Annotated in this window: 11 protein-coding genes; 1 reads left to right on the top strand and 10 read right to left on the bottom strand. The window is 69.3% G+C overall.

Translation table 11 applies throughout. The annotated features are described in order from the left end of the window. Positions 1–10 precede the first annotated feature (10 nt). The 4 genes from OHB49_RS07035 to OHB49_RS07050 all read right to left on the bottom strand — a co-directional run bounded on the left by OHB49_RS07035 (position 11) and on the right by OHB49_RS07050 (position 3,814). The gene (locus OHB49_RS07035; RefSeq protein ID WP_329158806.1) at positions 11–643 is read right to left on the bottom strand and encodes a LutC/YkgG family protein; all 633 of its coding nucleotides are present in this window, start codon (positions 641–643) and stop codon (positions 11–13) included. Then, entirely contained in the window at positions 640–2,175 is a 1,536-nt protein-coding gene (locus OHB49_RS07040; RefSeq protein ID WP_329158808.1) for a LutB/LldF family L-lactate oxidation iron-sulfur protein, read from the bottom strand. The genes OHB49_RS07035 and OHB49_RS07040 overlap by 4 nt, the downstream gene beginning before the upstream one ends. Next, positions 2,172–2,939, bottom strand: a complete 768-nt coding sequence (locus OHB49_RS07045) for a (Fe-S)-binding protein (protein WP_030973497.1) — start codon at positions 2,937–2,939, stop codon at positions 2,172–2,174. Before OHB49_RS07045 ends, OHB49_RS07040 begins: the two co-directional genes overlap by 4 nt. A 149-nt stretch (positions 2,940–3,088) precedes the next feature. Continuing rightward, positions 3,089–3,814 (bottom strand): FadR/GntR family transcriptional regulator, encoded by a 726-nt coding sequence (locus OHB49_RS07050; RefSeq protein ID WP_030973495.1) that lies wholly within the window; start codon positions 3,812–3,814, stop codon positions 3,089–3,091. 779 nt (positions 3,815–4,593) lie between these two features. Between OHB49_RS07050 and OHB49_RS07055 the strand changes: the two genes are divergently transcribed. After that, positions 4,594–6,186, top strand: coding sequence for a collagen-like protein (locus OHB49_RS07055; protein WP_329158811.1), 1,593 nt, complete (start codon positions 4,594–4,596; stop codon positions 6,184–6,186). 434 nt (positions 6,187–6,620) lie between these two features. Here OHB49_RS07055 and OHB49_RS07060 read toward each other — a convergent pair whose 3' ends face one another. From OHB49_RS07060 to OHB49_RS07085, 6 genes are all read right to left on the bottom strand, one after another. Next, a complete protein-coding gene (locus tag OHB49_RS07060) occupies positions 6,621–7,895 on the bottom strand; it encodes a glycosyltransferase (protein ID WP_329158813.1) in 1,275 nt (424 codons plus the stop codon). Continuing rightward, the gene (locus OHB49_RS07065) at positions 7,892–8,497 is read right to left on the bottom strand and encodes a tetratricopeptide repeat protein (RefSeq protein ID WP_329158815.1); all 606 of its coding nucleotides are present in this window, start codon (positions 8,495–8,497) and stop codon (positions 7,892–7,894) included. The genes OHB49_RS07060 and OHB49_RS07065 overlap by 4 nt, the downstream gene beginning before the upstream one ends. Before the next feature lie 753 nt (positions 8,498–9,250). After that, entirely contained in the window at positions 9,251–9,529 is a 279-nt protein-coding gene (locus OHB49_RS07070) for a hypothetical protein (RefSeq protein ID WP_329158817.1), read from the bottom strand. 81 nt (positions 9,530–9,610) lie between these two features. Then, a complete protein-coding gene (locus OHB49_RS07075; RefSeq protein ID WP_329158818.1) occupies positions 9,611–10,654 on the bottom strand; it encodes a S66 family peptidase in 1,044 nt (347 codons plus the stop codon). Positions 10,655–10,702: 48 nt separating this feature from the next. Then, positions 10,703–11,485 carry a crotonase/enoyl-CoA hydratase family protein gene (locus OHB49_RS07080; protein ID WP_329158819.1) on the bottom strand — a complete coding sequence of 261 codons (783 nt, stop codon included), beginning with the start codon at positions 11,483–11,485 and terminating at the stop codon, positions 10,703–10,705. Next, positions 11,482–13,011: an AMP-binding protein gene (locus OHB49_RS07085; protein WP_329158821.1), complete on the bottom strand. Its 1,530-nt coding sequence runs from the start codon at positions 13,009–13,011 to the stop codon at positions 11,482–11,484. The genes OHB49_RS07080 and OHB49_RS07085 overlap by 4 nt, the downstream gene beginning before the upstream one ends. Between the last annotated feature and the right edge of the window lie 6 nt (positions 13,012–13,017).

Here is a 13,017-nt window from a genome sequence, read left to right on the forward strand (position 1 = left end):
TGCCCCCGCCCTACGCGTCGATGCGGATCACGACCACCAGCGACCGCGGGCCGTGTACGCCCTCGACCCGCTCCAGCTCGATGTCCGAGGTGGCCGACGGCCCGCTGATCAGCGTCGTCGGCCGCTCCGGCACCAGCCGGCCCACCGCCTCCGGCACCCCCACCTCGACGGCCGACAGATCCACCACGCACACGTGCAGGTCCGGGACGAGCGACAGCGCCCGTCGCCCCTGGTCGGGCGAGCCGTCGAGGAAGATCGTGCCGGTCTCGGCGCAGCCGACGGCCGACCCGGTGACGACACCGTCCAGCACATCGAGCCGGGGCGCCGGAATGTCGGCGCAGTCCTGCTGGACCTCCCCGTCGTACGCCTCGAGCCACCGCTCGTCGAGTCCTGCGGGAATCCCGACCTTCCGGACACCACGCTCCCGCAGGACCTGCGCGATCACTTCGGCGGTGCGGTCGCCGGTGCAGGCGTGCACCTGTGCCTTGTAGTCGACGAGCCGGTCGGTGAAGAGCGCGAGGCGCTCGTCGTCGGGGAGCGTGCGGCCGGTCCGGTAGTCGCGCGGGACGGCAGTGTCGGGGGTAGGTGCGAGAGCCAGGGCGTCCCGGATCCGGCCGAGCACCGTTTCGCGAGCGGTCGTCACTTCTCCTCCTGCTGCTGGTTCCTGCCGTCCTCGGCGGCGGCCCGCATGGTCGCGGCGCCCTCGTCCGACGCCAGCCAAGCGCGGAAGGACTGCTTCGGCGGCGCCGCGGTGTCACGGCTGTCGCTCCACCCGTTGAACGGGGGCGGCAGGTGCGAGATCTTCCCGTCCCGCCCGGCAAGGACCCGGCCCAGCCCCGCGGCCTTCTGCGCGGCCGTGAACAGCTTCGGCCTCCTCATCACGCCGGCCGCCGCCTTCATGGCCAGCTTCTCCGCCGTCGTACCGGACTGTTCGGTGTGCTGGTGGCGCAGCTCGACCAGCAGCGACGGGATGTCGATCTTGACCGGGCAGGCGTCGAAACAGGCGCCGCAGAGACTGGAGGCGTACGGCAGCGAGCTGTTGGGGTCGTCCTTGGCGGCGTGCATCCCGGCGAGCTGCGGGGTGAGGACCGCACCGATCGGGCCGGGGTAGGTCGATCCGTACGCATGGCCGCCGGCGCGTTCGTACACCGGGCAGACGTTCAGACAGGCCGAGCACCGGATGCAGTTGAGCGCCTCGCGCCCGATCCGGTCGGCGAGCGCGGCCGTGCGTCCGTTGTCGAGGAGGACCAGGTGGAAGTCCTGCGGACCGTCACCGGGCGTCACCCCCGTCCACATGGAGGTGTACGGGTTCATCCTCTCCCCGGTCGACGAGCGCGGCAGCAACTGCAGGAAGACTTCGAGGTCCTGATAGCGCGGCAGCACCTTCTCGATGCCCATGACGGTGATCAGGGTGTCGGGCAGGGTCAGGCACATCCGGCCGTTGCCCTCGGACTCGACGACGGACAGGGTGCCGGTCTCGGCGATCCCGAAGTTGGCTCCCGAGACCGCAACCTTCGTCGTCATGAACTTCTCGCGCAGATAGGCGCGGGCCGCGGCGGCGAGATGGGCGGGTACGTTGTCGAGCCGCGGATCCACACCGGGGATCTCCTTGAGGAAGATCTGCCGGATCTCGTCGCGGTTGCGATGGATCGCGGGCACCAGGATGTGCGACGGCTTGTCGTGGGCGAGCTGCACGATGAGCTCGGCGAGGTCCGTCTCGTACGGGGTGATGCCGATCGATTCGAGGTGCTCGTTGAGGCCGATCTCCTGGGTGGCCATCGACTTGACCTTGATGACCTCCTTCGATCCGGTCGCGCGGACGAGCCGCGCGACGATCTCGTTGGCCTCGACGCCGTCGCGCGCCCAGTGGACGGTGCCACCGCGCTCGGTGACCTTCCGCTCCAGCTGCTCCAGGAGTTCGGGGAGCCGGTTCATGGTGTCGGTCTTGATGGCCGAGCCGGCATCGCGCAGCTGCTCCCAATCGGGCAGTTCAGCGGTGACGTTGAGGCGTTTGGCGCGGATGGTACGGGTGGCCTTGCCGAGGTTGCGGCGCAGCTGCTCGTTGCCCAGTTCGTCGTGGGCGGCCGCGGGGAACTTCCGGTCGCCGCGCAGATTGCCCGTCCCGTAGGGAGAGCGGGGCGGGGCGGCGGGCATGCCGAGAAAGGTGCTGCTCATCGGACGGCCTCCGTCAGGACGTACGGCGAGGTGCGGGTGGAGGAGAGGATCTGCGCGAGGTGCAGGGTTTGGGTGCCGGATGCGATACGGGAGAGTCCGCCGCCGATGTGCATCAGACAGGACGAGTCGCCCGCGGTGCACACGGCCGCCCCGGTGGAGGTGATGTTGCGCATCTTGTCCTGAAGCATCGCGGTCGACGTCTCGGCGTTCTTCACGGCGAAGGTGCCGCCGAACCCGCAGCAGGAGTCGGCTTCCGGAAGCTCGACGAGGTCGATGGAGTCGACGGCCCGCAGCAGCTTCAGGGGCTTCTCACCCACGCGCAACATGCGCAAGGAGTGACAGGTGGGGTGGTACGTGACGCGGTGCGGGAAGTACGCGCCGACGCCGGTGACGCCCAGGACGTCGACGAGGAACTCCGACAGCTCGTAGGTCTTGGACTTGACCGTGGCGACGCCCGCGCGCAGCGCCGCGTCCCCGTACCGCTCGGCGATGATCTCGTGCTGATGGCGGACCGATCCGGCGCAGGACCCCGAGGGCATGACGACGGCGTCGATCGACGCGTCGCCGAACTGCTCGGCGAAGTTCCGCACGAGCGGGACGGGCTCGCGCTGGTAGCCGGTATTGACGTGCATCTGGCCGCAGCAGGTCTGCTCCGGCGGGAACACCACCTCGTGCCCCAGGCGGGCGAGCAGCACCGCGGTGGATTTCACCGCCTCGGGAAAGAGCGTGTCTCCCAGACAGGTGGCGAAGAGTCCGATACGCATGGGGCCTCTCCGATCGTTTCTCTGGCCTTTGTATGGTCGGACCATACTAGCCTCGGTCCGGAACGTGAACCGGAACGTGAAGAGGGGCAGGATATGCCGCGGGGACGGCACGCGTTCGCGCCGTCCCCTTGATTGCTGTCGTGTTGCGGCTACGACTTCTCGTCCACCAGCGTGCCGTGCAGGCTGCGGATGTGCCGCTCGGCCAGACCGGCCGCCTTCGCTCCCTTGCCCGCGCGCACCAACCGCAGGAGTTCGGTGTGCTCGGCGTTGAGTCCGGCCGCCGCCGCCGGCCAGTCCTCGGCCTCCTCCAGTGCGCGCAGGATCAGCGGGCGCACGGACTCGCGTACGGCGGAGGTGAGTGTGGAGGTCAGGTCATTGCCGGAACTGCGGGCGATCTGGACGTGGAACCGGGTGTCCAGATCGTTGAACTCGGCCACACCGACATCCGGTTCCGCCATCCGTACGAGCAACTGCTCCGCCTCGTCGAGGTCCTCCGCGGAAGCGTGCGTGGCCGCCGCCTCGAAGCTGGACCGCTCCAGCACGACGCGCGCCTCCAGGACGTCCTCCAGGCTGTAGCTGCCGAGGGCGAAGTGCAGTCGCAGCAGCCGGCCGAGGGCGCCGTCGGGGTTACGTACGATCCGCGCCCCGGCGTCCGGGCCACGACCGGGTTGGGCGACGAGGACTCCGATCGTCTCCAGCACCCGCAGCGCCTCACGCAGGGCGGACCTGCTGACTCCGAGAACCGGCGCGAGCTCCCGCTCGGGCGGCAGCCGGTCCCCGGCCTTGAGCTCTCCGGCGAACACCCGCTCCTCGATGCTCTGGAGCACGAGCTCATGCGTACGGGACTGCCGTACGGGTTGCCACTCGACGGGCATCGTTCACCCCCTGCCTAGCTCTTCATCCCACTATGTCACACACGACATGTGGTCGGACCAAACATCACCGACAGAAGACGCTACCCCCCGCGCAGGAAAGCCACGCGGCAAGCGAACCTGCGATCGCGGTACGGAACGTGATCCAGAACCACTTCTCCGCCGTCCCGCTCGCAGCCGGAGTCGATCTTTTGCACACTTCGCTCTTGCCAAGCGCTACGGCACCGGAAGTCGTCGGGAGGCCACAGAACCTCACATGCCCGTTCCGCGCCGCCGTTCGAGTGCGGGCCCGCGACAGACACCGGCTGCCGCGTTCCGGTGGCGTCGTGAAGGACATCTCCTCTCGGCGAACCGTGCAGCGCGGCATCCGCCGTGCACGGGGAATCGAGTGCGCCCACCGGTGCAGCAACACCCACGCGACCTGCACCAAGGGCGGACTGCAGATCGCCACGCCCGACGGCGGAGGCCGACAGTTCCGCCTCATCAGGTCCATAGATAGGACAGGAAGATGGTGTCTACAGCACTTGACCGCCCTTTGGGTGATCTTCACTCACGACACGGAACTGTCCGCACACGTTCAATCACTGAGTGTGAAGGATGCCTGTGTCCGTGGCTGTCAGCGACGTGACGCGCATGCAAATAAACCGCGCTTATCGAGTGCGCCCGCACGCGGTGTGGTCACTCCAAGTTCCGTGAGGAAGGTTCCCTAGGTGAGCCGTAAAACGATCCGAAGCTCCCGCATCAAAACCGCAACCCTGGTTTCTGCGGGCACCCTTGCTCTTGTGCTCAATGTTGTCCCGAGCACGGTGGCGATCGCCGACGCGATCCACAGGTCCGGCACCGGGCACAGCACGGGGCTGCCGGGCCCGAACGGCGCCACCAGTGCCGACCGTGACAACGACCACGACGGCCGCGACGGCCGCGACGGCGACCGTGGCCCGCAGGGACCGCGGGGCCAAGGAGGCCCGCAGGGACCGCGGGGACAGGTAGGCCCGCAGGGACCCCAGGGTGTGCCGGGCGAGGACGGCGTGGACGGCGTGCAGGGCGCGCAGGGTGTGCCGGGCGTGGGCACCCAGGGCCCGCAGGGTACTCAGGGCCCCTCCGGTGGCGTCGGTGGCCCCATGGGCCCCCAGGGCCCCCAGGGGTTCCAGGGCGTCCAGGGCGTCCCGGGCCTGGACGGCTTGGACGGCGTGGACGGCGTGGACGGCGCCCAGGGCCCCCAGGGTGACCCGGGCGTGGACGGCACCGACGGCGTGGACGGCGCCCAGGGCGGCACGGGCCCCCAGGGCGGCACGGGCCCCCAGGGCGGCACGGGCGCCCAGGGCGGCACGGGCGCGCAGGGCGTCCCGGGCGTGGACGGCACCGACGGCACCGACGGCCTGGACGGCGCACAGGGTGCCGACGGTGCCGATGGCCTCGACGGCGCCCAGGGCGCACAGGGCGGCACGGGCCCCCAGGGCGGCACGGGCGCGCAGGGCGTCCCGGGCGTGGACGGCACCGACGGCACCGACGGCCTGGACGGCGCACAGGGTGCCGACGGTGCCGATGGCCTCGACGGCGCCCAGGGCGCACAGGGCGGCACGGGCCCCCAGGGCGGCACGGGCGCGCAGGGCGTCCCGGGCGTGGACGGCACCGACGGCACCGACGGCCTGGACGGCGCACAGGGTGCCGACGGTGCCGATGGCCTCGACGGCGCCCAGGGCGCACAGGGCGGCACGGGCCCCCAGGGCGCCAACGGTCTCAACGGTCTCAATGGCACCGACGGTGCCCAGGGCGCCAACGGCGCCAACGGTCTCAACGGCACCAACGGTGCCCAGGGCGCCAACGGCGCCAACGGTCTCAACGGCACCAACGGTGCCCAGGGCGCCAACGGCGCCAACGGTCTCAACGGCACCAACGGTGCCCAGGGCCCGCAGGGCGCCCTCGGTCCGCAGGGCATCCCGGGCGTGGACGGCACCGACGGTGCCAACGGCGCCCAGGGCGCGCCGGGCGCAACAGGTACGCAGGGCGCAACAGGTGCGACGGGCCCCGTCGGTCCGCAGGGCCCCATCGGCACTACCGGCGGCCAGGGCGTCCAGGGCCCCCCGGGCCTCCAGGGCGTCCAGGGCCCCCAGGGCACAACATCACTTGACACCTACGTCGTGACCGGCAACGTCGCGACCGGCGTCCTGGGGGTCGAGTCGACCGCCCTGTGCAGCCCGGGCGACGTTGCTGTCGGTGGCGGATACAACTCCGACGCCGTCACCATCAATGTCACGCAGAATGCGCCGGTGTTCACCGGTAGCGGCCCTGCCACCGGTTGGCAGACCTCCGCCACCGTCGGCCTCATCACCGACTCGCTCACCTCCTTCGCGATCTGCCACTTCGAGGCATAACCCCATGTGAGCGGCGGTGCGGTACCGGCTGCCCGCTTCACTCGGGAGTAAGTGACGGTGCCCCGAGGCTTCGCCTCGGGGCACCGTCTGCTTTTCGTGCGACGGCCGCACACGTCAGCACCAGCGCGAACAGGCCCTGCCTGCCGGCAAGATGCCGCGGCCCTGAGTGGCGTGGATGGCGCTCGTAGTACGTCCGCCCGGCGACCGGCTCGAGCGCGGCCGCGGCCGTGTTGCTCGGCGAGAAGTCCCGCCGGCCGCATCCCCACGCAGGACCCGGTCCTGTCGAAGTGCCGGGCCGAGTTCCCGAACAGCAAGTGCACGGCCCGGCCATCAGGAGAGCATTCACGTCCCGCCCGACCGCTCCGAACGGCAAAGAGGCGCCCGGCGGGAGCTCTCAGCTCCCGCCGGGCGCCTCGGACATGTCCTCGGACGTCCTAGACCTTCAGGAGTCCGCCGCACCGTGCGGCGCCGTCCTTCACCGCGATGAGGTTCGCCACGACGTAGGAGATGTTGTTCTTGGAGTGCCAGTCGGTCGGGTAGTAGGTGACCAGGCGCGAGTTCTGGAACCGGGCCTCGATCTCGGGTACGAATGTCCGGTACTGGTTGTCCGTGTAGTACCAGAAGGAATTCTCGTTGTAGAAGGAGACGTGTGTCGGATCCTGGTACGCGCCGCGGCCGTCGGAGCTGGGGGTCATGGTGAGGAGCATGCCCCCGGGCGCCAGCAGCCGGTACAGCTCGTTGATCAGCGGCACCTTCGCGGGCACATGCTCGAGGAAGTCCACCGCCCGCAGCAGGCCGACGGAGCCGTCGGGCAGGTCGAGCTTCCCGGGCAGGGTCGCGACGATGTCGACGCCCTCTCCCGGATACTGGTCCACGCCCAGGTAGCCGGGCGGCTTCCGGTGGGCTGCGCCGAGGTCCAGCGCGAACAATCCGCGGCGCTGGGTCCAGGCCAGGGCATTGGCCTCGATGTACTTGTCGTACAGGGCGACCGTCTCACGCTGGATGTGTGCGTTGATCTCCGGATCGCGCTGCGTGTTCGCGGGATGGATCCGCTGCAGGTACAGGCAGCGAGGGATGTGGTGGAAGTCGCCGGCCTGGAAGAGACGGCACATCAGGTCCTGGTCGTCCAGGACCGTACGGGTGGCGTCGTATCCGCCGACCTTCTCGTAGACATCCTTGCGGAACGCCCGAACGTGGTTGGGCGCGTACCAGATGTACGAGACGTTGTGCGGCGTCGGAGCCATGGACACAGCCTGCAGCAGCCGACGGCGGTCGACGCTCACATCCTCGTACTGCCAGCCGTGCTCCTTGTTGAAGCGGCTCTCGTCCCGCCCGCCGTCCTGGGTGATCTGCGCGGTGTTGCTGTACACGAAAACGGCCTCGGGATTGGCGTCGAACGCCTTGGCGAGCTCCGCCAGGCACGCCTTCGCCAGAAGGTCGTCGTGGTCGAGCTCCACGAGGATCTCCCCTCGTGCCAGTTCACAGGCCCTTCGTTTGGCGGCCCCGACACCGTGGACGTCGTCCGCGATCTCCACGCGGACACGCTCATCGGGGAACTCCGGACGCCAGCGGGCGCCGTTGTTGAGAAGGACGATCCACTCCCAGTCCGAACAGGTCTGTGCCTGCAAGGTGGTCAGGCACTCATCGAGGAATCGCGGCCTGTGGCTGGGGGTGAAGACGGAGAACCTCGGTGTCGCAGTCGACGTCATTCGGTATTACCTGCTTGGCTAGTTGACGGTGATGGGCTTGCGGAATCCTGGAATGGTTCCGGTACGAAGGAGAGCAGCTTGGGGTCGGCCGCAACGGCGCGGCCGAATGCGTCCTGGGCCTCGTCGTCGCGGCCTTTCTTCGCCAGGGCCTCCCCGAGGTGCAGGTAGGCCGTGGAGGCCTTCGAGTTGTGGGCGACGACACGCTTGAGGAGTTTGATGGAGCGGTCGGGCTCGCTCGACTTGAGCAATAGCGCCTCGTTGAAAAGGGCGGAGTCGAACGACGGATCGATCTTCAACGCCTTGTCATAGGCTGCGCGAGCATCAGCCTTCTTGCCGTCGCGCTGCGCGATGACGCCCAGGTTGTACCAGGCGATTTTGTTGCGCGGATCCATGGCCACCACCCGCTTGAAGCTGGTGGCCGCCCCGGAATAATCCTGGTACTGCGACTGCATAAGGCCGGCATTCAGAAGCGCCTGCGCCTCCGCGACGGTCCGGGACGCAGATTTGGCCTCGGATTCCGAGGTGGCGGCCGGCTGGGACAAGATCGCCCAGACTGCCGCCCCGGCGCCAACCACGGCCGCTGCGGCGAGCCCTGTCCACAATCGCCTACGTTTCACTTGGTCACATCTCATGGAGTCGGTGTGGGATGGGATGGAATGGATCCGACGGAAGCCGAACGGCTGACACGGGCGCCCGAGGGGGTGCCGGAGAGGCCGGAGTCCGAACCTCCGTCATTGTCACCAAAGTTACGAGGTGACCGTTATGGCGTCACGATTCGTCACGGACTTCGGGCGTACAGACCACCCGAACGTACGCATCCAGGTGCGTCATTCACTTGAAGTCGATGACGCGAATCTCGGGGTGACACCGGATTCTTGAGCGGGCCGACCGGTAATTCGTCCGCCAATGAGGGTGGTCATCGTGGTCAAGAATCTGATGATCTGCATGAGGGGTCCCATTGCCACACACGGCGCAATGTCCTCCGCATGGTGAAGTGGGCAGAATTTTTGGCGAGTTCACCGGCTCAGGCGTCAACATCGTCCCATTGCAAGGCGAGCAATGCTGTCAGCTGCACGGTACGCCGTGGACCCGGGCACAGGGCTCCAGTCGCTCCGTCCGCCAACCGCCCGGCCGACACAGCGAGATGCGAGGCACTCAACGGGACCGACGACTCATTCCGTGCCGGTATCAGCATCGGAATGTGTGACAGTAACGGCGGCCCGTGGCGACGTCGGCCGGCACCGGCCTGATCGGGGTGCCGCCGACCCGCTCGACCCCGCTGTCACGCTCGCCAACTGGTGGGCCACCCCGTCGCGCAGACGCGCGCGTTCAGTTCAAGCGTACGTATGGCGCCCTCATGTCCTGCACCCCATTTCCGGGCACACGACATGTGGTCGAACCGAACAGCGACGCGCCGGCAGGACAGCGACGATCGGCCCGGCTGCCATGGCGGCGACACCCGCTCCGGCCACCGCGGACCAGCCGCCGCCCGTCCAGGCGACTGTTCCGACGAGCGAGCCGACCGCGATGCCGAGGAAGCGGAACGTGCAGTAGAGAGTGTCGAGGCGGTTGTGCAGAGCGGGATCGATGCCGATCCCCAGCTGCTCGGACGACGCGACACCCAGTGCGTTCACAGCGATGTTCCGCCGCGCGGTGGGAACGACGCCTTCGGCATACTTCGCCGACGCAGCAGGAGCCCACCGGCAGGCGGGTTCTCAGTAGGTCACGACGATACGGCGGGCGGTCCCGTCGACCCGGATGTTCCCGCCGTACGGGATCACCACCTGCGGGTCCGTGTGGCCGAGGTCGACGTCGAGGACGGCCATCGTGTCGGGGGCGTACTCGCTCAACGCGCGCAGAACCGCCTGCCGTTGCTCCGCGCGGTACCGGTCTCCCTCCTCGGCGCCGAGCGGCTGCGCGAACGACCAGCACTTCGCCCGCCCCATGATCAGCGCGGGGAACTGCTGCAGGAGCCCGCGCTCCCCCATGTTCCGCAGAATCCGGTAGACCTCGTCGGCAGGGGGCATCTCCTCGGACGTCTCCAGGAAGAGCACGCTGCCCGCGTAGTCGCCGACCGGCCGGATCTCGCGGTCGGCCATGAGCAGCCACCCCAGGATCTCCAGGTTGCCTCCCCAGCCGGGCCCTTCGACGACCCGGTCGGCGTTGTGCCAGACCCAGTCGTCGGCGGGTCGCATCTCGGGCTCGGAGTCGAAGGTCCGGGGGTCCTCCCAGCGGCGGTTGACGTGGTCGGTCTCCTTGGCAGGAGTCAGTTCGTAGGTGCCACGGGTGAAGAGGGCCGCTCGCAAGGAGTCTGCGGTCAGAGGGTGCATCGCACCGGGGCGTCCGAGTTCGACCATCACCGACCCGCCGTGGTAGCCCACGATGCCCAGGTTCCGGAGGAGGGCCAGCAGGTTGGTGTTGTCGCTGTACCCGAAGAACGGCTTGGGATTGGCGCGCAGGAGCCCACGGTCCAGGTGCGGGAGGACGGTGATCTGGTCGTCACCACCGATGCTGGCGATCACGGCCTTGATCTCCGGGTCGGCGAACGCCGCGTGGATGTCGGCGGCCCGCTCGGCCGGGGTCGACCCCATGGTGCGCGTCGTCGGATACTCCACCGCTTCGAGCCCGAACTCGTCGCGGAGTCTGCGCAGTCCCAACTCGTAGGGCAGAGGAAGAATCCCGGGAAGCCCGGAGGACGGGGAGATGACGGCGATACGGTCGCCGGGGCGGGGCTTGTCCCGGTACCTGGGTGTCGTCATCCGGCGAGCGTAGGACGAGCCCGTTTCCGGTGTCAGCCGGGTTTCGGCTCACTCGTCGAACGACCCGTGGCGGCCCGCACCGCCGCCGAACCGGTCTGCCCCGGCCTGGGTTTCCCCCCCGGTCAGCGGAACCAGGCCGTGCCGGTACTCTGCCGCCAGGGCGTCCGGCTCGGAGAGGCCGTGCTGTTCGCGGACGGAGAGCCTGTCGTGACGCAGACACAGTTGGGGGAACGCGGCGATCTCCCGGGCGAGTTGCTCCGCCGCGCGACGTGCTTCACCGGTCGGCACGAGCCGGTTGGCGAGTCCGATGGCGTACGCCTCCGTCGCCGGCACCGGGCGGCCGGTGAGGATCAGGTCCATCGCGCGGCTCTCACCGATCAGGCGCGGCAGCCGCACCGTGCCGCCGTCCACCAGAGGCACGCCCCAGCGGCGGCAGAAGACACCGAAGACCGCGTCCTCCTCGGCGACCCGCAGATCGCACCAGACGGCGAGTTCCAGGCCGCCGGCCACCGCGTGTCCGGAGACCGCGGCGATGACCGGTTTACTCAGCCGCATCCGGGTGGGTCCCATGGGCCCGTCGCCCTCGGCGTGGACCTTGTTGCCGCGTTCCGTGCCGATGCCCTTGAGGTCCGCTCCGGCGCAGAAGGTGCCGCCCTCGCCCCACAGGACGGCGACAGACGCGTCCGGGTCGGACTCGAACTCACGGAAAGCGTCCGCGAGTTGATCGGCGGTCGGTCCGTCGACGGCGTTGCGGACCTCGGGGCGGCTGAGAATCACCGTGAGGACGGGGCCGTCGCGCTCGATCCGTACGGCGGGGTGTTCGGTCGTCATTTTCCCTCCCACAGGGGGTCGCGCAGGGCCCGGCGGAGGATCTTTCCGACCGGCGAGTACGGGATGGTCTCGACGAAGTGCACGGTCTTGGGAACCTTGTAGCCGGCCAGCCGCGCGCGCACGTGATCGCGCAGGGCCGCTTCGGAGACCGCGCCCCCGGGCCGCAGCGTGACGAAGGCGGTGACGGCCTCGACCCAGGTGGCGTCGGGGGCGCCGACAACAGCGCACTGCCCGACCGCGGGGTGGCTCGCGAGGGCGTCCTCGACCTCTCGCGGGTAGACGTTGTAGCCGCCCGTGATGATCATGTCGCTGCTGCGGTCGACGAGGTGAAGGTAGCCGCGGTCGTCGAAGCGCGCGAGATCCCTGGTGCGGATCCAGCCGTCGCCGGTGAGGCTCTCGGCGGTCAGTTCGGGCGCGTCGTAGTACCCGGCCATGGCGAACGGTGCCTTGACCCGGACCTCTCCGATCCCGCCCGGTGCGACCGGGGCGCCGTCCTCGTCGGTGACGACGAGTCGCGCGTCGACCACCGGGTGTCCGGCGGCGCCGAGCAGTTCACCGCCCTCGGCATGGTCGTCCTTGTCGAGCACGGTCAGACACAGCGGCGCCTCGGTCTGTCCGAAGTACTGGACGAACTTGGGGCCCCAGGCGTCCAGTGCGTGCTCGATGAGCGGGCGCGGCATCGGACTGGCCCCGTAGACGACGGTATGCAGGCGGGCGAGGTCGGCACGCTCGGCGTTCCCGTCGGCGAAGAGCATGCCGAGCATGGTGGGGACGAGGTTGACCGCGGTCACCCCGTAGCGGGCGATGGCCGCCAGGTACTCGTCCGGGTCGAAGCCGCCGAGGACGACGGAGGCGCCACCCCGTACCCAGTAGGGCAGCACGAAGGTGCCGCTGGCGTGGATGAGCGATGCGGCGTGCAGCATCACGTCGTCGCGGCCGGGTGAGACGAGGTTGGACAGGATGTTCGCGCTGATCGCGGCATAGCTGGCCTGCGTGTGCTGCGCGGCTTTGAGGGTTCCGGTGGTGCCGGACGTGTAGAGGATCAGGATCACGTCGTCCGCCGCCGCAGGCAGCATCGGGTCTGCGGGGCTCGCCTCACGCATGGCCGCCAGCAGGTCGAGGTGGCCGGCCGTACCGGGGCTGCCGAGGCATGCCAACGCCAGCCCCGGTACGGCGGCGCCGAGTTCGAGCGCACGCTCGGCAAGTTCCGGCCCGTACACCAGGAGGGTCACGCCGGTGTCCTGGAGCATGCGGGTGTGTTCGGGGGCGGAGAGGCGGCCGTTGAGGGGGACGCGGGCAGCCCCGGCCTTCAGGCAGGCGAAGTCGACGGAGATGGACCACAGGCCGTTGCCGAGGAGCAGCCCGACCCGGTCGCCACGGCCGACGCCCAGTCCCGCGAGGACGTGGGCCAGGCGGTTGGCGGCCTCGTCGACCTCCGCGTAGGTGAGGGAACGGTTTTCGAAATGCACGGCGGTACGTCCTGCGAAACGCGCGGCACCGCGGCGAACCAGGTCTACGGCAAGCATGCGCCG

It is taken from the genome of Streptomyces sp. NBC_01717, assembly GCF_036248255.1.
In the GTDB taxonomy this organism is placed as follows: Bacteria; Actinomycetota; Actinomycetes; order Streptomycetales; family Streptomycetaceae; genus Streptomyces.

What these genes read in the sequence shown, in the direction of transcription:
- OHB49_RS07040 (WP_329158808.1), bottom strand. Translation starts at nt 2,175, where the DNA reads ATGAGCAGCACCTTTCTCGGCATGCCCGCCGCCCCGCCCCGCTCTCCC.
- OHB49_RS07045 (WP_030973497.1), bottom strand. Translation starts at nt 2,939, where the DNA reads ATGCGTATCGGACTCTTCGCCACCTGTCTGGGAGACACGCTCTTTCCC.
- OHB49_RS07050 (WP_030973495.1), bottom strand. Translation starts at nt 3,814, where the DNA reads ATGCCCGTCGAGTGGCAACCCGTACGGCAGTCCCGTACGCATGAGCTC.
- OHB49_RS07060 (WP_329158813.1), bottom strand. Translation starts at nt 7,895, where the DNA reads ATGACGTCGACTGCGACACCGAGGTTCTCCGTCTTCACCCCCAGCCAC.
- OHB49_RS07075 (WP_329158818.1), bottom strand. Translation starts at nt 10,654, where the DNA reads ATGACGACACCCAGGTACCGGGACAAGCCCCGCCCCGGCGACCGTATC.
- OHB49_RS07080 (WP_329158819.1), bottom strand. Translation starts at nt 11,485, where the DNA reads ATGACGACCGAACACCCCGCCGTACGGATCGAGCGCGACGGCCCCGTC.
- OHB49_RS07085 (WP_329158821.1), bottom strand. Translation starts at nt 13,011, where the DNA reads ATGCTTGCCGTAGACCTGGTTCGCCGCGGTGCCGCGCGTTTCGCAGGA.